Annotated in this window: 21 protein-coding genes; 9 read left to right on the forward strand and 12 right to left on the reverse strand. The window is 70.3% G+C overall.

Going from position 1 to position 20750, the window contains the following annotated elements; all coding sequences use genetic code 11:
• Positions 1-42 precede the first annotated feature (42 nt).
• Genes AC1D2H_RS25495 through AC1D2H_RS25520 form a run of 6 tightly spaced genes read right to left on the reverse strand, consistent with a single transcriptional unit; the run spans position 43 to position 6312 of the window.
• Positions 43-435, reverse strand: a complete 393-nt coding sequence (locus tag AC1D2H_RS25495) for a hypothetical protein (RefSeq protein WP_478012835.1) — start codon at positions 433-435, stop codon at positions 43-45.
• On the reverse strand, positions 432-734 hold the full coding sequence (locus AC1D2H_RS25500) for a hypothetical protein (protein ID WP_477937924.1): 303 nt from the start codon (positions 732-734) through the stop codon (positions 432-434). The genes AC1D2H_RS25495 and AC1D2H_RS25500 overlap by 4 nt, the downstream gene beginning before the upstream one ends.
• 29 nt (positions 735-763) lie before the next feature.
• Positions 764-1765, reverse strand: a complete 1002-nt coding sequence (locus AC1D2H_RS25505) for a SctD/MshK family protein (protein WP_478012836.1) — start codon at positions 1763-1765, stop codon at positions 764-766.
• A gap of 4 nt (positions 1766-1769) precedes the next feature.
• Positions 1770-3584, reverse strand: coding sequence for a type III secretion system outer membrane ring subunit SctC (sctC, locus tag AC1D2H_RS25510; RefSeq protein ID WP_478012837.1), 1815 nt, complete (start codon positions 3582-3584; stop codon positions 1770-1772).
• Positions 3581-5560: an FHIPEP family type III secretion protein gene (locus AC1D2H_RS25515; RefSeq protein ID WP_477936537.1), complete on the reverse strand. Its 1980-nt coding sequence runs from the start codon at positions 5558-5560 to the stop codon at positions 3581-3583. Before AC1D2H_RS25515 ends, sctC begins: the two co-directional genes overlap by 4 nt.
• On the reverse strand, positions 5557-6312 hold the full coding sequence (locus AC1D2H_RS25520) for a lytic transglycosylase domain-containing protein (RefSeq protein WP_478012838.1): 756 nt from the start codon (positions 6310-6312) through the stop codon (positions 5557-5559). Before AC1D2H_RS25520 ends, AC1D2H_RS25515 begins: the two co-directional genes overlap by 4 nt.
• A 315-nt stretch (positions 6313-6627) precedes the next feature.
• Between AC1D2H_RS25520 and AC1D2H_RS25525 the strand changes: the two genes are divergently transcribed.
• The 9 genes from AC1D2H_RS25525 to AC1D2H_RS25565 all read left to right on the forward strand — a co-directional run bounded on the left by AC1D2H_RS25525 (position 6628) and on the right by AC1D2H_RS25565 (position 14961).
• Positions 6628-7845, forward strand: a complete 1218-nt coding sequence (locus AC1D2H_RS25525) for an EscU/YscU/HrcU family type III secretion system export apparatus switch protein (protein ID WP_478012839.1) — start codon at positions 6628-6630, stop codon at positions 7843-7845.
• A 4-nt stretch (positions 7846-7849) separates the two neighbouring features.
• Positions 7850-8143, forward strand: a complete 294-nt coding sequence (locus tag AC1D2H_RS25530; protein ID WP_477936531.1) for a flagellar biosynthetic protein FliO — start codon at positions 7850-7852, stop codon at positions 8141-8143.
• Positions 8140-8769, forward strand: coding sequence for a GNAT family N-acetyltransferase (locus AC1D2H_RS25535; protein WP_478012840.1), 630 nt, complete (start codon positions 8140-8142; stop codon positions 8767-8769). Before AC1D2H_RS25530 ends, AC1D2H_RS25535 begins: the two co-directional genes overlap by 4 nt.
• Positions 8766-9461 (forward strand): hypothetical protein, encoded by a 696-nt coding sequence (locus tag AC1D2H_RS25540; RefSeq protein WP_478012842.1) that lies wholly within the window; start codon positions 8766-8768, stop codon positions 9459-9461. The genes AC1D2H_RS25535 and AC1D2H_RS25540 overlap by 4 nt, the downstream gene beginning before the upstream one ends.
• Before the next feature lie 161 nt (positions 9462-9622).
• Entirely contained in the window at positions 9623-10345 is a 723-nt protein-coding gene (locus tag AC1D2H_RS25545; RefSeq protein WP_477936525.1) for a hypothetical protein, read from the forward strand.
• 143 nt (positions 10346-10488) lie between these two features.
• Positions 10489-11451, forward strand: coding sequence for a TolB-like translocation protein (locus AC1D2H_RS25550; protein WP_478012843.1), 963 nt, complete (start codon positions 10489-10491; stop codon positions 11449-11451).
• Positions 11452-11518: 67 nt separating this feature from the next.
• A complete protein-coding gene (locus AC1D2H_RS25555) occupies positions 11519-12580 on the forward strand; it encodes a TolB family protein (RefSeq protein ID WP_477936521.1) in 1062 nt (353 codons plus the stop codon).
• A gap of 52 nt (positions 12581-12632) precedes the next feature.
• Positions 12633-14246, forward strand: coding sequence for a hypothetical protein (locus tag AC1D2H_RS25560; protein ID WP_478012844.1), 1614 nt, complete (start codon positions 12633-12635; stop codon positions 14244-14246).
• A gap of 19 nt (positions 14247-14265) precedes the next feature.
• Positions 14266-14961: a DUF6683 family protein gene (locus AC1D2H_RS25565; RefSeq protein ID WP_477936517.1), complete on the forward strand. Its 696-nt coding sequence runs from the start codon at positions 14266-14268 to the stop codon at positions 14959-14961.
• On the opposite strand, the gene AC1D2H_RS25570 is transcribed toward AC1D2H_RS25565, so the two are convergent.
• The 6 genes from AC1D2H_RS25570 to AC1D2H_RS25595 all read right to left on the reverse strand — a co-directional run bounded on the left by AC1D2H_RS25570 (position 14958) and on the right by AC1D2H_RS25595 (position 20688).
• Positions 14958-15758, reverse strand: coding sequence for a hypothetical protein (locus AC1D2H_RS25570; protein WP_477936515.1), 801 nt, complete (start codon positions 15756-15758; stop codon positions 14958-14960). The genes AC1D2H_RS25565 and AC1D2H_RS25570 overlap by 4 nt on opposite strands.
• Position 15759: 1 nt before the next feature.
• Positions 15760-17373: a TIGR02594 family protein gene (locus tag AC1D2H_RS25575; RefSeq protein ID WP_478012845.1), complete on the reverse strand. Its 1614-nt coding sequence runs from the start codon at positions 17371-17373 to the stop codon at positions 15760-15762.
• Positions 17374-17499: 126 nt separating this feature from the next.
• On the reverse strand, positions 17500-18060 hold the full coding sequence (locus AC1D2H_RS25580) for a hypothetical protein (protein ID WP_478012846.1): 561 nt from the start codon (positions 18058-18060) through the stop codon (positions 17500-17502).
• Positions 18061-18065: 5 nt separating this feature from the next.
• Positions 18066-18719: a hypothetical protein gene (locus AC1D2H_RS25585; protein ID WP_477936510.1), complete on the reverse strand. Its 654-nt coding sequence runs from the start codon at positions 18717-18719 to the stop codon at positions 18066-18068.
• 64 nt (positions 18720-18783) lie between these two features.
• Positions 18784-19902, reverse strand: a complete 1119-nt coding sequence (locus AC1D2H_RS25590) for a hypothetical protein (RefSeq protein WP_478012847.1) — start codon at positions 19900-19902, stop codon at positions 18784-18786.
• Positions 19903-19914: 12 nt separating this feature from the next.
• The gene (locus tag AC1D2H_RS25595; protein WP_477936506.1) at positions 19915-20688 is read right to left on the reverse strand and encodes a DUF1521 domain-containing protein; all 774 of its coding nucleotides are present in this window, start codon (positions 20686-20688) and stop codon (positions 19915-19917) included.
• Between the last annotated feature and the right edge of the window lie 62 nt (positions 20689-20750).

The raw sequence follows: 20750 nt of genomic DNA on the forward strand, positions 1-20750 counted from the left end.
CGCCCGCGTTCAGCGGGGCGAGACTGGGCGAGGGGCTCCATTTCATGACTGTTGACGGAACAGTTGCTGCAGGCCTTCTGACGTCCGGTTGGCGATGTTGGACGTCAGCTGGCAATGGAACATGAACTCCTGGCAGCGCACCGTCAGGTTGACCAGTTCGCCCGGCGTCAGTTCCTGGCCCGACGCGGCGGCCGCCTGGGCGTCGCGCCCCAGCGATGCCGCTTCGGCATTGATGTGGTCCAGCGGCTGGACGATGCGCTGCATGGCCTGGGCGGACGACTCGGTCGGCCCCAGGCGCTGCACGGCGCCGGCCATGGCGCGCTCGAAGCCCGCCACGTCGGCCGCGGGTGCGACCAGGCCGAGGCTGGACAGCGACGCGCCGGCGCCGAGCTGGACGTCCGCCACCGGAGCGGCGATGGCGAGACCGGGTGTCACTGCTTGCGCGCCATCGTTTCGAGGGCGGAGCCGACCGTCGACACGGCGGTGTGCGAGCTGCTGGCCAGGAAGCTCATCTTCAGCGACATGGCGGTCAGCTCGGTGACGGCGGAGGGCGTGTCGCCGCCGTTGTTCATCGCGTTGGAGGCGGTCTCGATGTCGCCGGCCTGCTTGTCCAGGGCCTTGCCCCAGGCGTCGGCCATGGCTTCGAACCAGGAGCCGCCGCTGCTGTTGGTCTTGCCACCCGTGGTGCCGGTGACGGGGGCGGCGGCGAGGGTGTTGAGAAGCGTGTTGGACATGGGAACTCCTTGAGGGAGGTTGAGGGAAATCAGAGGGTCAGCCGGGTGCGCTGGCCATCGCGCTCGACGATGACGGCGCGCTCGGCGATCTGCACGACGCGGTGGCCGCTGGGCAGCAGGGCGCCGCTGAAATAGCGGCTGCCGTCGGCGGTGATGAAGTAGGGGCTGTCGGCGTTGTCGACCACCGCGACCAGGCGCTTGGCCGGGTCGTCCGGCGCCGGGACGGGCGCCGCCGCGGCCAGCGTGGGCGGGCGGTTGTCCAGGCGCAGTGCCGGCAGGCGGGCGATGTCGCGCTTGGCGGCGGCGGCGGCGGCCTGCAGCTTGGCGGCGTCACGCTCCTGCGTCTGCAGCACCAGCTCGCCCTCGGGTGACCACGCCGCCTGGGCCGCGATGCCGTACAGGCGGAAGACCTCGACCGCACTGGCCAGGAAATCGGGTGCGGCCGCGGGCGCGGCGGCCTGCGCCGGCGGCACGACCTTGGCCACGACCTGGCCGGCCTCGCGCAGCGTGCCGCCGCGCCAGGCCAGCGCCGCGCCGCCGATGACCATGACCAGGCCGAGCGCCGTCAGCACGCCCTCGAGCATGGGTCGGGGGCGCGGCGGGGCGATGGCGGGGCGCAGCCCCTGGGCGCGTTCGCTGGCGGGCAGCTCGGGGCCGTCGTGCAGCACGGGCTCGGGCCAGTAGTCCTGGTCGGCCGGGCCATAGGCCACCCGCGTGTCGCCCAGCTGCAGCGGCTGGCCCGGCAGCCAGGCGTGGACGGCGGTGCCCGGCAGCAGCGCCTTGTCGTCCAGCACCGCCTGCCCGGCGACGAGCTGCAGGCCGACGCGGCCCGGCGCGGCCGGCACCAGCCGCAGCTGGAAGTCGATGTCGCTGGCGAGCAGGATGTCGGCGAACTGGGTGTCGGCCTGGTTGGACGCGTTCAGCCCGCAGACCAGCAGCTCCTGCTGTGCATCGAGCCGCGCGCGTGCGCCGGCCTGGCGGCCGGCCAGCACGCGCAGTTCGAGCATCGAGGCGGGGAGGTTGGGCTTCATGGCATCACTCCTGCTGGACTGCACCTTCGCCACCCGCCGATCCCGCCGGGGCGGCCGGATTCACGAGAGGCTGGCGGGCCTTCTCCATCACGTCGGCGGCGGCCTTGCTGCTGGCCAGGCGCGGCGTGATGAGGAACATGCGCTCGATGCGCTGGCCGCCCTTGCGCTGGGTCTTGAAGAGATTGCCCAGCAGCGGGATGTCACCCAGCAGCGGCACCTTGTCGACGCCGGCCGTCGAGCTGTCGCGCACCATGCCGCCGATCAGCAGGCTCTCGCCCTCGGAGATCAGCGCCTGGGTGTTGATGCCCGAGCGCTCGACGATGGGCAGGTTGTCCACGCTCTGGCCGGTCAGGCCGCCATCCTCGATCTGCACCAGCAGCTTGATGCGCGCGCTGCCTTCGCCGTCGGCGCCGTCCTTGAACACATGCGGCGTGACGCGCAGCCGCGTGCCGGCGGTGACGTTGAAGAGGTCGACGTCCTCGCGGCCGGCGACGCGGACGTAGTAGGTCGAGCTGTTGTCGAACACCGCCTCGACGTTGGACAGCGTGACGACCTGCGGACTGCTGACGACCTTGGCCGCGCCGTCGCTCTGCAGCGCCGTGATGCGGGCCACGAAGGGGAAGCGGTCGCCGATGACGGCGGAGATGACGCCGCCCTTGGCGCTGGGTGTCGGGTCGACCTGGCCGTTGAGGCGGTTGTCGCTGGCCGTGCCGTTGCCCAGCATCAGGCTGGACAGGCCGTGGTTGTAGCGCCAGTTGATGCCGAGCTCGCGCATGCGGTCGGTGTTGATGTCGATGATGGTGGCCTCGATCTCCAGCGACTGGGGCTCGATGTCCAGCGACTTGATGAGGGCGGCATAGCGGTCCAGCCGCTCCGGCAGGTCGCGCACGATGACGGCGTTCAGGCGCGGGTCGGCCTCGATGCGCGGCGCGAAGTCGGGTGGCGCCGCGGGGTCGGCGGCCTCGGGTGCGGCCTGGCCATAGCCGACCTGCGTGAGGGCGGCGACGAGGGTGTCGGTGCCACGCACATTCGGCGCGGCTTCGTCGACGAGGCCCAGCGTGGTGGTGTTGCGCGCGCCGCCGCCGCGCACGCGCTGGCTGCCCTGGGCGCGCGTCGGGTCGGTGCTCACGGCGGCCGCGCGGGCCTTGCTGGGCTGGCCCGTCAGCGAGCGCAGGATGCTGGCCACGCCGGGCAGCGTGGTCTGCTGGCCGCCGAAGCTCATCGGCACGTCCTGGGCCCAGGCATAGCGCAGGTAGAAGATGCGGTAATCGGGCAGAGGCTGCTGCTGTTGCGGCGCCCAGGCGCGCATGGCCGCGGCGGCCGTGGCCGGGCGCACCTGGCGCACCAGCTCGTCCACCTGCTGCACGAAGCGCTTGGCGCCGACGGCCAGCAGTGCGCCGTCCTCGCCGAACTTCAGCGTGTTGCGCGCGTCGGGCAGCTGCAGGGCCTGGGCGGCGCGCTGGATCTGGCTGGCCGCCGCGGGGGTGAGCAGATAGCTGCGCGTCTGCGTGTCGCTGGCCGGCGCGATGTAGAGCACGCCGCCGTCGTAATAGCTCAGCAGGTTGTAGGCGCGGCTCAGGTCGCGCAGCAGTTTGGCCGGCGTGCCGTCGAAGCGGCCGTTGACCTGGCCCTGCAAGCCGCTGGCGACGACGGGGATGTCGCTGCCCGAGAACAGCCCCTGCAGGAACTGCTCGATGGGCTGGTCGCGCGCTTCGAGCTTCACGACGCGCAGGCCTTCCGGCAGCGGGGCGGCCGACAGGGGCAGAGCTTGGGCCAGCAGCAGCGTGGCGGCGGCCGCGATCTTGAGGGTGGAGGTCATGCGGCGAGCAGCGCGGCTTGCGGGGGAAGCGCGTCCAGACGGGGTGGGGGCAGATGCAGCAGCGGCGTGAGTCGCAGCGTCGGCAGCAGTTCGTGGAAGGACAGTACGGGGGTGTCGAAGCACTCGTTCTCGATGAGCTTGCGCAAATGCCAGCGCAGGTCGACGGCGCAGACCAGGGCCTGCGGCCGCAGCGCCTGCACCTGGGCCTGCACCTCGAGCGCGAACTGGCGGGCCACGTCGGGCGAGACGGCGAGCTGGGTGACGCCGCCGCTGACATGCAGGTTCTGGCGCAGCAGCGTCTCCAGTTCGGGCGACAGCAGCAGGGCCTGCAGCTCGCCGCTGGCGCAGACGCGGTGGTGGGTCTGGCGGCGCAGCGCGATGCGCGTCATCTCCGTCAGCGCCTGCACGTCCTTCTCGCGCTGGCTGGCATCGGCGAGGGCTTCGAGGATGTCGCGCAGATTGCGGATCGAGACCTCCTCGGCCACGAGGCGGCGCAGCACCTCGGTGACCTTCTGCACCGGCAGGGCGCGCAGCACTTCCTTCACCACATCGGCCAGCTCGGCCTGGGCGCGGGTCAGCAGTTCGCTGGTTTCCTGGATGCCGATGAAGAGGGCGGCGTTGCGGCGCAGGGCCTGGTGCACCTGCGCGGCCAGGGCTGCGGCGTCACCGACCTGGGCACCTTCCGACAGCGGCACCTCGTGGGCGAGCAGCCGCCAGCCGCCGGTGCCCAGGCGGCCGTGCAGGGCCACGCGCGGCAGCGGCAGCCCCTGGTCGAGCTGCAGTTCGTCCAGCGTGGCCTCGATGGCGCGCGTCACGGCCAGACCGCCATCGCCGAGCAGCGACTGAGGCAGCTCCAGCAGCAGCGGCACGGAGGGGCGCAGGCGGGGTTGCGCCGTCTTGAAAGCGGCGGGCTCGGGCTTGCGGCGCGTGGGATTGAACCGGGGCATGCGCCGGGTCAGCCAGTCGCGGCCCCGGGGCATCAGCAGCACGCCGGCCGCGCCGAAGACGACGGCCAGCAGGCCGAACACCAGCGGCGGAAAGCCCGGCACCGTGGCCAGCAGCAGGCAGATGGCGGCGGCCATCAGGTGCACGCGCGGCTTGGCGCCGAGCTGCTTGCGGATGGCGTCGCCGAGGTGGCGGTCGTTCTCGTCGTCGTTGGTGCGCGTCACCAAGAGGCCCGCGGCCATGGCGCCGAGCAGGGCCGGGATCTGCGCCACCATGCCCTCGCCGATGGACAGGATGGAGTAGCGGTGCACCGCGTCGCCCAGGCTCAGGTCCTGCTGCAGCACGCCGATGGCCAGGCCACCCAGCAGGTTGATGAGGATGATGATGATGCCGGCGATGGCGTCGCCCTTGACGAACTTCATCGCGCCGTCGAGGCTGCCGTGCAGCTTGCTTTCCAGCTCCAGCGTGCGGCGGCGGCGCTTGGCCTCGTCCTTGTCGATGAGGCCGGAGCGCAGGTCCGAATCGATGGACAGCTGCTTGCCCGGCATGGCGTCCAGCGAGAAGCGCGCCGCCACCTCGGCCACGCGTTCGGCGCCCTTGGCGATGACGATGAACTGCACCACCGTGATGATGAGGAAGACCACCAGGCCCACCACGAGGTTGCCGCCGGCCACCAGCTTGCCGAAGGTCGCGATGATGTGGCCGCCGTCGGCATGCAGCAGGATCAGCCGCGTGGTGGCGATGGACAGTGCCAGCCGGAACAGCGTCGTCATCAAGAGCACGCTGGGGAAGACCGAGAACTCCAGTGGCCCGGTCACGTAGACGGCGATCAGGATCAGCACCAGCCCGGAGGCGATGTTGACGGCCACCAGCATGTCGATCAGCCACAGCGGCAGCGGCAGCACCATCAGCGCGACGATGGCCACGATGCCGGCGACGAGGAAGAGGTCGCTGAAGCGGGCGATCAGGCCCTCGCGCGGCTGGTCGGCCGCGGCGAAGTAGCCCGAGAGGCCGTCGGGACGGCTGCTCATGCCTGCACCCCGAAGCGGCGCCGCAGTTCGGCATACACGGCCATCACATTGCGCACATAGGCCTGGGTCTCGGCAAAGGGCGGCACGCGGCGGCCATGGCGCTCGACCGCGCCTTCGCCGGCGTTGTAGGCGGCCAGCACCAGGCGCAGGTCGTTGCCGAAGCGGGTCTGCAGCTGCTTCAGGTACTTGGCCGACGCCTCGAGGTTGGCCTGCGGTGTCAGCAGTTCGCGCTCCGCTTCGGCCAGCCCCAGGCCGCGGCCGGTGGCGGGCATGACCTGCATCAAGCCCCGCGCACCGGCCGGGGAGATGGCCTGGCTCTGGTGGCGCGACTCGATGTGGGCCACGGCATGCAGCAGCAGCGGGTCGATGTCGTGGCGCTGCGCCACCTCGGCCATCAGCGGCGCCAGCGCCCGGATGCGGGCCTGGCCGGCGGCGTCACGGGACGATGCGGGCCGGGTCACGGCGACGGGCGGCGCCTGCGGCGCGGGTGTGGCAGGCAGCACCTCGACGGGCATGGCCTCAGGCTCGGGCGGATCGACCAGCGCCGTGCGAGTCCTCACCAGGGTGGCCAGGCACAGCCTCTCGGTCAGCGCAAAGCCGCTGGCGCCCGCGGCCGGCGCGCTGTCCAGCAGCGCTTCGGCGGAGGGAGAGGAAGAGGGGCAGTTCGGCGCGGCGGCGAAAGCCCCCATCAGCGGGGCTGCGCCTAACGCACCGGTCGCCATGACCTGGCAGATCCGTTGGAGTCCGAACACTTGTCTTCCCTGCTTTTTGAACCGGGCGGACTATGGGGGCAAGCCTTGCCTGCTTGTTGACCATTGCAAGCAGACGTAACTGACTGACCCGTAGACATTGCTCCTTTGTATGTAGACCAGTGCCCCCCACGTTTACGCGTGGAAACATCTGCTGCACCGCCGCAATCCGAGACCGGGCATCGTTCGGTCCCGCCATGCCAACCACCCTGTGGACGACGTGGTGAATGGCCCCCTAGAAGTAGGGCTGGCCTCGGCACTGAAAACAAGTTTTCACAAACCCCGTTTGCACCCCCTAGAAATAGGTGTTATGGACCCATGGCCGACGACAGCGGCGACAAGACCGAGCAACCCACACAGAAGCGCCTGCTGGACGCCCGCAAGAAGGGCGACATCGCCAAGGGCAAGGAGCTGACGACCACGCTGACGCTGCTGGTCTGGCTGGTGATGGGCGCCCTGTGCCTGCGCATGGCCTGCGAGCGCGTCGCGGCCCTGTGCGAGGGCCTGTTCGCGCGCGTGTCGGTGGGCTGGCGCGAGGAGGGCTTCGGCCATGTCGCCGTGCTGCTGGGCTGGCAAAGCGTCGAGCTGACGGTGCTGCTGGTGGCCCTGCTCGTCATTCCGGTGGCGGTGCTGGGCACCCTGGTGGAGTTCCTGCAGGCCGGGCCCGTGCTCGCCTTCGAGAAGGTCGCTCCCAAGCTCGAGCATCTCAACCCGGCGGAGGGCATCAAGCGCATGTTCTCCATGGACAACCTGGTCGAGCTGCTCAAGGGCATCTTCAAGACGGCGCTGCTGCTCGGCATCGGCTGGGCGGTGGCGCGGCTGCTGCTGCCCGACGCGATGCGGCTGGCCTCGGGCACGGACCGGCCGGTCCAGCATTTCGGCGGCCTGGTCTGGGAGGGCACGGTCAAGGTGCTGGCGTGGACGGTGGGCGTGTTCGCCGGCGTGGCCTTCCTGGACACCGTGTGGACGCGTCACCGCTTCACCAAGAAGCTGCGCATGAGCATGCGCGACATCAAGCAGGAGATGAAGGACAGCGAGGGCGACCCGCAGCTCAAGCAGCAGCGCAAGCAGGCCCACGCCGAATGGAGCCAGCGCAACCAGCAGGCCGCGGCGCGCGGCGCCAATGCGCTGGTCGTCAACCCCACGCATGTGGCCATCGCCATCGACTTCGAGCCGGGCCGCTGCCCGGTGCCCACCGTCAGCGCCAAGGGCGAGGACCATGTCGCCCGCGCCATGCGCGAGGCCGCCGAGGACGCCGGCGTGCCCATCGTGCGCAATGTGCCGTTGGCGCGCGAACTGCTGGCGCGCTGCGAGGAGGGCGAGGTCATTCCGCCCGATCTGTTCGACGTGCTGGCCGAGGTCATCGTCTGGGCCGAGGGCGTGCGCGAACAGCTGAAGTGGGAGGCCGCCCGCGCCGACCCGCATCGGCGCGGTGAGACACCCGCCGAGCCGCCGCGCGCGCGGCAGGCACCCGGTGAAGACCTGACGCGCCATCCCGACGTGGACCCGCGCGTCGTGCCCGCTGGAGCCCACTGACGCCATGCAGGCCCTGATGCTCAACCTCGCCAGCACCGTGGCCGCCCTGGCCTTCGTGCTGCTGCTCGCCTGGGTGCTGATCCGCGGCTGGCGGCGCCTGCAGAACCTGGGGGGCCGCGGCCCGGCCGACGATGGCCAGGCCCTGCGCTTCGTGCGCGCCCTGCCGGTAGGTGCGCGCGAGCGTGTCGTGCTGCTCGACCATGCCGGCGAGCGCTGGATGCTGGGCGTCACGGCGGGGGGCATCAGTGTGCTGGCGCGCTGGCCGGTTACCGACGCGACGGCGGAGCGCCAGCCATGACGCCGTTTTCCCACCGCAGTGACAAGCTGCTGCTGCGCGAATTCGTCCCGGGCGACGCCGCCGACGTCATGCGCCTGCACGCCGACCCGCGGGTGCGCGCCCTGCTGCCCGACGAGCAGCCCCTGCACGAGGCGCGCTGGGCCGAAGCCTTTGCCGATTGCCTCACCGGCTTCTACCGCCGCCACCCGGGCCTGGGCATCTGGCGCTGCGCCGTGCCGACGGGGCGGACGGAGAGCTTCGCCGGCTGGTTCAGCCTCATGCCCCTGCAGGCTAGTCCCGGTGTCGACGTGCGGCCTGGCGACGTCGAACTCGGCAGCCGCCTGCGGCCCGAGCACTGGGGCAGTGGCCTCAGCCTCGGCGGCGGCGAGGTGCTGCTGCGCCATGCCTTCGAGACGCTGGCGCTGCCCACGGTCTGGGGCGTTTGCCACCCCGACAACCGCGGCGCGCGCGTCTGCCTGGAGGCCCTGGGCTTCACGCCGCGCAGCCGCGCGCTCTACGAGGGCCAGCCCTCGGATTTCCACGCCCTGGATGCGACGACCTGGTCGGCCGTCCAGACCCTCAGCCGCCGCGAACGCCTGCGCCAGGTCCGGCGCGCCGGCGGCACTTCAACCCTCGCCACGCCATGACCACTTCCGCCTCACCCAACCCCTGGCAATCCGCCCTCGGCCGTCGTCTGGCGCAGGCCCTGGAGCAGTCGCGGTTTGCGCACGCCCCGCTGGCCGACGACGCTGCTGAACGCGACGCCAATGCCACGCGCTGGCGCCTGCCTTCGCGCGTTGCCGAGCCCGTTGCGGCAGCGGCCGCGTTGAACGAGATGCTGGGCCTGGCCAGCCAGGCCGGCCTGGTGGCGCGCTGCCTGCAGCACTACCGCAACCAGCTGGCCGCGGGTCGCGCCGAGGACGACCTGGGCGTGGCCCTGGCCGCCTATCTGGGCGCCTGCCGCCAGGCCTTCGATCACGAGGCGCTGACGCCGCAGCGCTGGCTGTCCATCACGCAATGGGTCAAGGCCTGGGTCATCGATGAGCTGCCCTGGGAGGACGCATCCCTGCTGCAGCGCCAGGATGCCTTCGAGCGTTTCGCCGTACTGACCGTGGCGTTAGGCGAATGGACGGTGCAGGCCAGCCGCCAGGGCACGGCGCAACAGGCATCGGCCACCTGGATGGCCCGCAACAGCCTGCGTGGGCAACTGGGCCTGGACCTGCCGGCCCTGTGCGCGCTGCTGCGCCAGCTGGACGGCGCGACTGCGGCCAACCCTAGCGCGCCGGGCGCAGAAATAGGAGCAGCCGCATATAGGCAGCCCAAGCAGGACCCCGTTTAATGAAACCTGTCAGCGCCGCAGAGTTTGGTTCGAAACCTTAGCGACAAGACACGCAGCGGATCCGGTGTTTTTCAGTCGCCACCTGATCCAGATGCCTCGCAAATTCAATCAATCACTGCGGCAGGGTTTGCCGCAAACCCCTCACATTTTTGGAGATCGACATGGGATCAGCAGTTAGCAGCATTTTCGGCGGCGGTGGCTCGGGTGGCATCCTGGGTGCCCTGGGCGGCATCGTCGGCGGCATCTTCGGTGGCCCGATCGGCGCCATGATCGGCCAGGCCATCGGCGGCATGCTGCAGCAAGCCGTCGGCAACGCCTTCAACGGCGCCGTCGACAACATGGTCAAGGAACACGGCATGCCCAAGTTCCTGGGCGACGAGGTCAAGGCGCGGGCCGGCGAAGTGCTCGGCGGCATCGGCAACGGCAGCCCGAGCCACGAAGCGCAGCAGATCGCCCATGACCGTTTCGGCGGCGCGATCAACCGCTTCGAGCAGAACCTCACCGACACGCTGACGGGCCTGATGTCCGATGCGATCGGCAAGAAGGGCACCGCTGGCAAGACGTCCGCCAAGGGCTGGATCCAGGCGATCGCCGAAGCCATGGGCAAGGCCCTGGGCGACAAGGCCAAGGAAATGGTCAAGCTGTCCGACGAGATCAGCAGCCTGGCCGGCTCGGGTGCTGAAACGACGGCCCAGATGCAGGGCAAGAAGGGCGAGGAACTCGGCCAGCTGCAGTCCAAGAAGCAAGACCAGGCTCAGGAATTCAACATGAAGATGACCGAATTCCAGGCCACCAGCCAGGAATACAACATGCTGAACAACGTGTTCTCGACCGCCATCAAGTCGATCGGCGAATCGATGTCCTCGATGGCCCGCAAGCAGTAAACCTGCTGCGTTCCCGGGAAGCCGCGCTGGAAATGCCAGCGCGGCTTTTTGCCCATCAAACGCAGCGCCCCGACGTGTCGATCTTGCTAACCGCCCTTCTCCCCCCTCCAGGACCGCGCCGTCGGCCAGGGATGCTGGTGTGCGTGGGGCTGGCATTGGTCGCCCAGCTCGGATGCGCCGGCGACGCCGCGGCGGCAAGGCTGGGCAGCCTGTTGATCACCCTGCCCGACAGCGAACTGCCCCAGGTCGTGAACCTGGACAACCCCGAACGCCTGACCGTCCACGCCGACAGGAATGCCGGCGACGCGCGCTTCTACGGCGGCAACAGCCACTACTTCAAGATCCGGAACATCGGCTTCAAGCAGGACGCCTTCACGGTGTACTCATCGGCCACCGGGCAGGTCGAATACCTTGCCAGGAGCGTCCCCAGGGTCTCGGAAGCCCAGCCGTCACCCACCGCTGCCGGCGTGTTTTCCTTCGTCTTCCTCGACACCGCCGGCGACACCGGCCTCTTCGCCGTCGTGGACCTGTCCCAGGAGCAGCGCGTCCTGGCCAGCTACAAGGGCCAGGTGGGCAAATACCTCCACTGGTGGATGCCGGATGGTTCGATCAGGCGCCTTCACGCGCACACCGGCGAGCTGTCGACCTGGCGCGGCAATCTCCAGGGCGCCAACGAGCGTATCGAATGGCAGACGACAGGAGCGATCCCCCCGCCGCTGCCCGGCGTCATCTTCGGCATGGCGTCCCTGTCCCCCACCGGCGATGAGCTGGTGCTCTCCACCGTGGATGTCCGCACGCGCAGGGTCGACCTGTGGATGACGGACTTGCGTGGCGCCGGTCTGCAGAGGATCACGAACGACGGCTTTGTTTCCTTCGTGACCTGGGCTCCGGACGGCAAGCATTTCCTGCTTCAGCGCAGCAATGTGTCCTCCATCAACACGAGCTTCCGCGGCCAATGCTCCTACTGGATAGCGCCCGGCAGCGTCCGCGATGCCGCGGGCATCGTTCCCGGCGTGCCGCATCCCGCGCTCAGGCAGGTGTTCTACGGCAGCCAGCAGGCCCCCAACTCGCTGCCATGCGGAAAAGTGGCCGCGTGGATCAAGTAGTCATGGGCGGCGATCCCGCCGCCGTTGCATCAACGCGCGTCCCGCGCATCCATCCATTCCGTTGAACATGAATATCCAGCTCTTCTCTCGGTCGCCCCGGTTGTTGATGAAGCGGGCCTGGCAAGCGGGCCTGGCGATCTGCCTGGCGGCCAGCCTGGCTGCCTGTGGTGGTGGCGGCGGTGGCCCCAGTGACACAACGCCGTCCACGCCGGGCACGCCGCAGGTGCCTCCTCCCGATCCGGTGCACCCGTCCGGCTGGCTATGGCATGACAACTACGCACTGGATTCCTGGGACGGCATGCAGATGGCCTCGCTGGATGGACAGGCGCCGATCCACGTCACCAACAAGAAGCTGGCCCTGACGCCATGGTCCGACGGTCGCCAATTCGTGACGACGGAATGGAATGTCGCGGGGGGCTACACCGATCTGTCGGTGGTCGAGCGGAGCAGCGGCAACACGCTGTACGCACTGCGCGCCGATGGCTACCTGCGCGGCGCGCTGCCATCGCCGACCGACAAGAAGCTGGTCAAGGTGATGCTGGGAACGGACTCGGTGTCCGCCTTCAGCGAATTCATCCTGGATCTCGACACCCGGCGCGCACGCCACCAGATTGCGGCACAGGATTGGTTTGCCTGGATGCCGGATGGCAAGTTCCTGCTTGTGAACCCCGAGGCCGGCACCATCCGGGTCGGCAGCGTGGATTCCAGCGACGAGGTGACGGTGGGGCAGTTCCAGCTGCCGGCCGACCGGCGCATGGGGCCGATCTGGGTCAGCCCCTCGGGCAAGCAGTTCGTCGTGCGCCTGCCGCGCATCAGCGCCACCGGGGAAAGCGATCTCTGGATCGCGAACATCGACGGCTCTGCGCTCGAGCAGCTGACGGATTCGAAGCGGAGCTTTGAAGCGCAGTGGTCACCCGACGGGCGCTATGTCGCCTACGACACCGATTCGAGCCGCGCCTGCACGGGTACGGTGTGTTCCGGCACCTGCCAGCTCTGGTACACGACGCCGGATCTGCGCAAGGTGCAAGGACTGAATGGCACATCGGGCAGCGGCGCGTTCCGCGTCAACGATCGCAACGGTGCTGCCGCGACGCCCCTGGGCTGCCGGCTGGTGGGCTGGACGCCCTGAGGAACGGTGCGCGCCAGCCGGTCTGGCAATGATGGCCGGATATCTCGCCCTCATGGCGGCCGCCTGCAGCGCCGGCCTGGCGCTGGCCGCCACGTCGCAGACTGACCTGGCGGCCAACGCCGCCGCCCTGACCGAACTCGTCAATGCGGTCAGCCTGGACGTGATGTCCGAGGCTGCGCTCGAGGCCTGCGACGACGTCGGCGCGCCGTCCACGCCGCAGATGCGCGCGGCCTGGGTGGCCTGGCGCGACAAGCACCAGCTCGCACCGCTGCGCATGGTGGTGATGGAGCTGAAGCGGCGCCAGGGCAGCAGCGTGCCGCCGTGGACGACCATCACCGAGCCCATGCGCCGCCGCGTGCTGGGCGACCCGGCGCCCGACAGGGTCTGCGCCGGCCTCATCAACGACTGGCAGGGCCCGGCCATGGATGCGTCGGCGCAGTTTCCGCAGGCGCGTGCCGCGGCCATGGCGCTGGTCAAGGCCAAGATGGTGTCGGCCCCGGAGATGCCCGCCGTCGCGCCGGGTGCCGTGCGGGGCCAGTTCTTCCTGCCCAGCCAGATGCCAGCGCTGGCGGCGCAGCAGAAGCACACCTGGAGCGCCATCTCCGATGAGGCCGCCGAGCGTGCGCTGGGCCAGATCTACATCAAGGGCCGCGTCGAGCGCTGGGGGACGGAGAGGGACCGCTTCCAGCTCGCCCAGGAGCAGGGCGACCGGCGCGCCCCGCTGAGCATCAACCTGGGCATCGATGCCGAACCCTGGGTCGGCCGCGAGGTCGTCATGCGCGGCCTGGTCACCTCCTTGAGCGGCGGCTACGTCAAGCTGTCGGCTGCCGCCGTGGTCAGCGACCCCTCGGGCCTGACACCCTCGCCGCTGCCGCAGGTGCCGCTGGAGCGCAAGGAGGTCCTGCTGCAGCGGGTGCTGAAGGCGCCTGGGCAGGGCTTGCCCGAGAAGGACCTGGCGGCTGTCGTCATCCATGGCGAGAGCAACTTCAACAACGRCACGCACTGGGACGAAGACGTGCGCTTCCTGCTGCGCGACGGCACGGTCTACCGCCGCACCGAGATGCCGCCCGACCAGCTCAACGTCGCCGCGTCGCGCCAGCTCGAGCCGCAGCGCTGGGGTCGCTGGCGCGCCAACGGCAAGGGCTATGAGATGCAGGCCCAGGACGACAACGGCCGCCCCGCCGGCGACTGGAAGGCCGAGAAGCATCACGCCGTCAGGCCCTGGCCCAAGGACACGCGGCTGGAGGGCAGTTTCAGCCGCGGCAGCTTCAGCGGCAGCCTGGTGCTGGGCGGCACCTCGGCCACGCGCACCATCCGCTTCACGCGCGACGGCCGCTTCGAGCGCAGCCACAGCTCGTTTTCCGGCTCGGGCACGCTGGCCGCCACGCTGAACAACACCAACATCGCCGCATCGTCGTATGGCGACGGCAAAGGCAGCAGCAGCACCGGCGGCGGCGCGGTGGGCACGCCCTTCGGTACGGCTGGCGCGGTCAGCTCGCGCAAGCAGGACGACGGCGCCAGCCGCCGCGGCCGCTACCAGCTCAGCGGCCATGTGCTGCTGCTGGACTACGACGACGGCCACCAGGAGCGTCTGCTCAGCTTCCCGGTGCACGACGACAACAAGACCGTCTATGTGGGCAGCGGCAGCCTCAGCCTCGACAAATGAACTTCAGGAGATTCAAGTGATGCAACTTTCCCGCACCGTCGTCCTTGCGCTCGCCTGCGTCGCCGCTCCGGCGCTGGCCCAGGTCGCGCCTTCGCTCAGCCTGGCCGACCAGATGCGCGGCATGCTGGGCAAGCCCGCCGCGACCCCGGGCGCGCCCGCCTTCAGCCCCGCGCCGGCGGTCACCTCGGCCAGTGCCCTCGCTGCCCTCAATGCGCCCATCGTCGTCAACGGGCCGGCCCAGGTCCGCCAGTCCGCCACCGAGCTGGCGCAGCGCTTCCCAGCCCAGCACCGTGGCGCGATGACCAAGGCCTACGAGGAATCCTTCGTGTTCTGGCAGAAGCTGGAAACCCAGCTCGGCCTGACGCCCAACGACGTCGCCGCCGGCGTGGCCGCCTTCATCGCCGGCAACTACAGCGCCTTCATGCAGCAGCAGGTGCCGGACGAGGACTTCAAGTCACTGATCCTGCAGATGCAGGGCATGCTGGCGCGCAACCCCGCCTTCACGCAGAGCAGCCCGGCGGCCAGGCGCTCGATGTTCGAGCAGCTCGCCATGGTGGGCACCTTCATGGTCGTTTACCGCGAGCACCTCAACCGCCAGCCCAACGCCAACGAGGAGATCAATTTCCGCAATGCCGCCAAGGCCAACCTGGAAGTGGCGCTGGGGCTGCCGGTGGAGCGCATCCAGATCGGCCGCCAGGGGCTGGTTGCGCGCTAGCGTTCGGGACAGCTGGAAAAGACGTCGCGGCTGGCGTTGAAGCCGGCCATGCGCCAACCCTGCGGCGTCCATTTCAGGTCCATCGCGCCGGCAAAGTCGATGCGCGCCTCGCCCTTGCGCGACAGCGGCGGCATGTCCAGGCGTGGCGGCGTGTCGCCGGCGATCATGTCGCGGATCTCCAGGCGCTGCGTCGTCGCCGTGATGCGCGGCAGGCAACGCGCCGCGCGGCGCATGACCGACGCAGGCGCCTTGACGATGTCGGGCCCCTCAACGAACTCCAGTTGCGGCAGCGACAGCTGTTGCAGCAGCTCGCCGTCGCCGCGGGCCAGCGCATCGCGCAGCTGGCGCCAGAACTGCGCGAAGGCACCGTCGCGGTCCACCGACGTGGTGCAGCCCTTGGCGGTGGGCGTGAGGGTTGCCGTGGCCGGGATCTTCAGCGCGCCGCAAGCGGCCGGTTCGAAGGCAAGGGTGTAGCCCTCGCTGCCGGCGCGCTTCACGTTCACGCGCTGCTGCTGGCCCAGGGTCTCGTCCTTCCACTCGAAGCGCCAGGTGCCGTCTGCCTGTGCGGTCGGCGCGGCGGCGCTGGAAAAGTCGCATTCACGCGCGCCTGCGGCGATGCTGAAGCTGACCTGCAAAGGAGCGCCCACGGCGTCGCGGCTGAGGCGGAAGCGATGGATGCCGTCGGGGGTGCAGACGAGCTGCGTGGGCGGCGCTGGCAACGCCTGTGCTGCGAGCGGGAACACCAGTGCGAGGAAGGCGAGACGCATGGCCGGCATCATCGCCCAGGGGTCGGGCATTTCAAGGTGCGCGACGCACGCCGATGGCGGACGAGAGCGAACGATCTGAATAGGTCACGCCGTCATAGTTCTCGCCGCGCACGCCCTGGTTGCCGCCGACGACGCGCACCAGGCCGTTGTCCAGCACCTCCGACACGATGGCCACATGGCCCTGGGCAGGGTTGTTGCCGCGCGGGAAGACGATGACGTCGCCCGGCTTCACATGCGCCGCATCCTTGGGCACGGCCTGGCCCCAACTCAGCCAGCTGCGCGCCGCGGCGCTGTTCGTGCCGCGCACGCCGGCCTGCTGCATCGTCCAGTTGACGAAGGACGAGCACCAGGAGGTCTCGTCGTTCCCGGCCTTGAGGCTGGTGGCCTGGTGGTATTCGATGACGCGCGGGTTGTCGCGGCCGCCGCGGATCTCGTGGGTGCCGAGCTCGCCGCGGGCGATCTGCAGATGGCGCGGCACGCCGCCGGTCGCTGCGGACGCAGCGGCCACGGCAGCAGGCGCCTGCGCCAGCAAGCCCTGGCGCTGCAGCGCGCCTTCGACGGCATTCGTGCGGCGCAGCTGATCGGCGCGGATGACGGCTTGCACCTGGGCCTCCGTGGGTGCGCGGCCGTGCTGCTGGCGCTGCGCGATGTTGGCGAAGCCGCTGCCGGCCAGGCCGCCGCTGTCCAGGCGAAATCGCTGGCCGGTCGAAGCGTTGACGAAGCTGCGAAACCGCAGGTTGGCGATATGGGCCACGTCCAGGGGCTGGCCGCGCAGCGTCTCGAGTTGGCCGACGAAGCGCCCGGCCGCGCTGGGCGACTGGTTGAACAGGTCCAGATAGGCCGAGGCGAGGCGGGCGTCGGCGGGGTCGAGTCCGGCGCGGCGTGCGGCGGCTTCGTAGGCGGGGAGATGGTCGCGCAGGGTCTGCAGCTGGCGCCGGTCCGCGTCGGCGGGGCTGGAGGCTGCGTGCTGGTAGGAGAAGGAGCCTCGGTTGTGGGCCGCATTGCCCGGGTCGGTGTGGCCGCCATAGGCTGCCGTGAAGCCGCCATCCGGCCGGCGTGTGCCCTCGGCGGTGCCGATGACGATGGCCGCGGCGGCGTTGGACGCCAGGGCCGGGTTGGTGAACTGCTGCAGATCGAGCCAGGCCTGGCGATGCCCGGCAATGGGAGCTGCCGCCTCCTGGGTCGCCCGGTCCGCTTCAAGGCGCACGCCGAATCGCACGGCGGATTCACCCGTCCCCTGCGGCGCCGGCTTGGGACGGTGGATCAAGTCGCCGATATGCAGCAGGTCGGGGTCCTGGCCACGGCCGTGGCCGGCATGGGCGCCGAGCTTGCCGGCGTTGAACTGCGGGTTGGCGGCCAGCAGCTCCTTCACGCTGACGCCCCAGCGGTCGGCGATGCCGGCCAGGGTTTCGCCGGCGACGACCTGGTGCTCGCGCTCCAGGCCCGGCGTGGCAACGGGAATGACGAGCTGCTGGCCGACCTGCAGCCGGTCGGGGTCGTGGGCACCGCGGCCCATGCGGCCGTCGGCCTGGGCCGCGTCCATGTGATTGGCGCGCATCAGGGCCTCGGCCGACACGCCGTGGCGTTGGGCGATGCCGGTGACGGTGTCGCCGCTCTGGACGCGATAGTTCTGCACTGCGCTCATGGGGATGTCCTTCACCGCCGACGCCGGCGGGTTGACGCCCATTTCAGACGCAACGCGCGCCTCGCGCCAGCTGCGGCTGCCCGCAATTCGGGGCAGCCGCAGCTAGGGTTGGCCGCAGGCGCCGCCTCAGGTGAACATGCCGGTTGCGGACATGTGCAGCCGCCAATGCGCGTCAGCCAGCCAGTTCGATCGGCGGGCGCCGCGCAGGGCGCCGTCGGCCTGCATGCCGCGGGCCCAGGACAGCATCTCGCGGCGGGCCTCGTCGGCATCGCCGCCAAACAGCTGCTGCGTGAAGATCCAGAAATCCGCGTCGCTGAAGACCTCGGGCGCCGGGCTGCGCAGCAGCACCCGGGCCTGGGTCCAGGGCGTGGCCAAGAAGGGCCGTTCGGGGTCGAAGAGATTCTGGGGATAGGACGGACCGTCATGCCCCTGGGGCTCGCCGCGGGCATCGCCCAGGTGCGCGGCGAAGAAGGCTTTGTCCCGCTGGCGGCGCTCGCGTGCCCAGCCGGGCCGCCACCAGCGCGCGGCGGGCCGCCACGGCCAGAGCTGGTCGGGCCAGATCGGGGCTGCGTCCAGGCGGGCGGGTGCCAGCAGTGCGCGCCGCTGGGCCTCGGGGCAGCCCGGCCAGGCGCGTTGCAGCGCGGCTTGCAGTTCGGGCGGCAGGGCCTGCAGGTCCAGGTCGGGCACGACGCTCAGTTGGCGTGGTAGCCGCCGGCGATCGCGTCGGCGACCATCGTGGTCCAGGGGTCGAGGTGAACGAAGTCCACCGAGTCCGGGAAGCGGTGGGCGGCGAAGAGCAGGGCCTCGGGGTCCAGCACGGCCTCGCGGGTCTCGGGCGTCGGGTGCTTGAGATCGGCCAGCAGCACGACGCGGCGTGCCGTGGCCATGTCGTCGGCGAGATCGGTGGCGTCCAGGTTCAGTCCCCAGTGCCAGTCGGGGTTGCCGTGGCGGATGGCCTCGCCCAGGCTGGTGCCCAGGTCGCCCAGCAGGCTGTTGACGATGAAGGGGCCGCTGCGAGTGCAGTCCGGCCAGGGCTTGTGCCGGGGCAGGCGGCTGAAGGCCGGCAGCTGCGGCCAGTGGGCCTTGGCCCAGGTGTTCAAGGCCTTGGCGTAGGCGGTGCCGTGCAGGGCCTGCGGGTCGGGGCCCTGGTGGGCGACCAGCCAGTCGCGCAGCTGCCGCTGGCGCTCGCCCAGCGTGGCCTCGAACCAGTCCAGGTTGGCCTGGGCCTGGCTTTCGCTCAACGCGCGGCCGGAGCCCGTATGCGGCAGCTCCCAGGCGGGGTAGTCGCTCAGGTCCCAGGGGGCTGCTTGGTCGCCGGCAAGCCAGCGCTGGATCAGGTTCAGCATGGTCACTCGCGCAAACGAAGATGGGCGGCCTCTTGCGGCCGCCCATCAGGAACAGGCCGAAAGCTTAGAACCAGCCTTTTACCGTATCGAAGACGCCGCGCCCGGCCGCATCGCCGGCGAGGGCGCCGCCGATGCCACCGATGATGCCGCCCACCACGGTGCCGACACCCGGGAAGATGGCCGTGCCGATGGCGGCCCCCGCCGCTGCCCCGCCCCAGCCGCCCAGCGCGCCGCCGGTGATGCCGGACGCCGTGCGCCCGGTGTTCTCGCCAATGCGGCCGCCGTCGGCCTGGTAGGCCTGGCCCAGCGAGATGGCGTCCAGCACGAGGCCGACCGGCCGCGCCACCTTGCCCACGCCTTCGAGCACGCGGCCGGAGCCGCGCAGCATGCGGTTGGCGCCCAGCGCCTCGGCATCGCGCGCCACCTGGCCGCGGATCTCGCTGTCCAGGCCGGTGCGGCCGACCTTGGACTCCACCTCGATGCGCTGGCGCATGCGCGGGTCGGTGGCGGTCGGCTCGGCCACCACGTCCACGCGGCGCGCGCCGCCCAGCACCGGCACCTCGGTGCGCGCCGGCACGCCGGCCGCGCGGAAGCGGTCGGCGATGGCGTCGCGCGCCAGGGCGCCGTTGGTGTTGTTGGCCACGGCCGAGCGCACGCCCGAGCTGCTCGTCAGCGAGCCGGGCGGCGACGGGTGCACGGTATGGGCCACGTCGATGCCGTTGGCGTTCAGCAGCTCGGTCAGCCCGCGCGTGAAGCCGCCCTTGCCCGTCCACGCGCTGGTGGTCGCTTCCCAGCGCTTGACCAGGATGGGGTTGTCGGTCAACAGCTGGCTGCCCTGCCGCGCCCAGGTCTGGCCGGCGGCCCAGAGGCCACCGGGCGCATGGTCGGGCACGAGGCTGAAGGGCTGGGCCGGCTGCTCGCGAGCGGCCTGCAGCAGGTCCTGGTGGTAGTGGGCGACGTCGCCCGGGTGGCCCGACGCCAGCAAGTGCTGCTCGATGGCGGCATGGGCCGCCTCGGCGCTCTGCGGGTCGCTGCGGCGCGCGTCCACCACCCAGTGCGCGAGGCGCTGGGTGTCGACGACGCCGCTGCGCGGGTCGGTGGCGCGGGCAACGACGTCCGCGGCGGGATTGCTGGCGGGCGGCGTTGGCCGCGCGCCCGAGACTGAATCAACGGCAGCAAGCATGGCGGCCTCCCGTCAGAACTCCAGGCGCGCCACCGTCAGCGAGAACCGGTGAGCATCGCGCGAGGCGTGATCCCGGTTCTCGCCGCCGTGGTTGCCCAGGGCATGCAGGAAGGCGCCGCTCAGCGAGGCCGACAGCAGGCCCGAGAAGGCGCTGAAAACCTGCTGCAGGAAGTTGCCGGCCTGCTGCTGAGTGCTCGGGTCCAGGCCGGGGTTCTTCACCAGGTCGGTCTTGTTGATGTAGTTCTGGTCGACCTTCTGGATGGTGCCGTTGCCGTCCACGGCCAGGAAGCCTTTGCCGGCCGGGTTTTCCTGAAGCACATTGCCGTCGTCATGCACCCAGTCCAGCGTGCTGCCCCAGCCGGCGGCCTCGTTGATCTTGAGGTCGCCGACGGTGTTGGTATCCACGCCGCTGATCTCGACACCGTAGTCGCCGTTCGTGATGGCGACCTTGCTGGCGAGGGTCATGCCGTTGCCGGCATTCCAGGGCGTGGTTTCGATGGTGACCTTGGTGCCGTCCTCGAGCGCGAAGGTCGTGGTGCCCCAGAAGTCGAAGGCGTGCTGGCCGTCGATGTTGACGTGCGGGTCGCCCCAGATGTTGTAGTTCTCGCCGGTCTTCTTGTTGAAGATGTTGACGGTGTTGTTGTCACCGGCGGTGATGCGGTAGTTGTCGTTCTCGAACACGGCCTGGCCGCCTTGCATCGAGGTGCTGGCGTGGGTCGGGTTGGTGCTCGGCAGAGCGGAGGTGGCGGTCAGCGACGTGGTGCTGGCCGTCTGGATGGTGGTCATTGGGAGCTCCTCGGAAGGGGTGTTTTCAGTCGCTTGGCCATTGCATGCGGACTCGCCCGAGC

Source organism: Roseateles sp. P1_C1_2 (assembly GCF_056406535.1).

Bases quoted from the DNA above. Each gene is read 5' to 3' on its own strand.
- AC1D2H_RS25515 (WP_477936537.1), bottom strand. From the start codon at position 5,560: ATGAGCAGCCGTCCCGACGGCCTCTCGGGCTACTTCGCCGCGGCCGAC.
- sctC (WP_478012837.1), bottom strand. From the start codon at position 3,584: ATGACCTCCACCCTCAAGATCGCGGCCGCCGCCACGCTGCTGCTGGCC.
- AC1D2H_RS25555 (WP_477936521.1), top strand. From the start codon at position 11,519: ATGAATATCCAGCTCTTCTCTCGGTCGCCCCGGTTGTTGATGAAGCGG.
- AC1D2H_RS25585 (WP_477936510.1), bottom strand. From the start codon at position 18,719: ATGCTGAACCTGATCCAGCGCTGGCTTGCCGGCGACCAAGCAGCCCCC.
- AC1D2H_RS25595 (WP_477936506.1), bottom strand. From the start codon at position 20,688: ATGACCACCATCCAGACGGCCAGCACCACGTCGCTGACCGCCACCTCC.
- AC1D2H_RS25535 (WP_478012840.1), top strand. From the start codon at position 8,140: ATGACGCCGTTTTCCCACCGCAGTGACAAGCTGCTGCTGCGCGAATTC.
- AC1D2H_RS25575 (WP_478012845.1), bottom strand. From the start codon at position 17,373: ATGAGCGCAGTGCAGAACTATCGCGTCCAGAGCGGCGACACCGTCACC.
- AC1D2H_RS25500 (WP_477937924.1), bottom strand. From the start codon at position 734: ATGTCCAACACGCTTCTCAACACCCTCGCCGCCGCCCCCGTCACCGGC.
- AC1D2H_RS25570 (WP_477936515.1), bottom strand. From the start codon at position 15,758: ATGCCCGACCCCTGGGCGATGATGCCGGCCATGCGTCTCGCCTTCCTC.
- AC1D2H_RS25540 (WP_478012842.1), top strand. From the start codon at position 8,766: ATGACCACTTCCGCCTCACCCAACCCCTGGCAATCCGCCCTCGGCCGT.
- AC1D2H_RS25545 (WP_477936525.1), top strand. From the start codon at position 9,623: ATGGGATCAGCAGTTAGCAGCATTTTCGGCGGCGGTGGCTCGGGTGGC.
- AC1D2H_RS25565 (WP_477936517.1), top strand. From the start codon at position 14,266: ATGCAACTTTCCCGCACCGTCGTCCTTGCGCTCGCCTGCGTCGCCGCT.
- AC1D2H_RS25590 (WP_478012847.1), bottom strand. From the start codon at position 19,902: ATGCTTGCTGCCGTTGATTCAGTCTCGGGCGCGCGGCCAACGCCGCCC.
- AC1D2H_RS25505 (WP_478012836.1), bottom strand. From the start codon at position 1,765: ATGAAGCCCAACCTCCCCGCCTCGATGCTCGAACTGCGCGTGCTGGCC.
- AC1D2H_RS25530 (WP_477936531.1), top strand. From the start codon at position 7,850: ATGCAGGCCCTGATGCTCAACCTCGCCAGCACCGTGGCCGCCCTGGCC.
- AC1D2H_RS25525 (WP_478012839.1), top strand. From the start codon at position 6,628: ATGGCCGACGACAGCGGCGACAAGACCGAGCAACCCACACAGAAGCGC.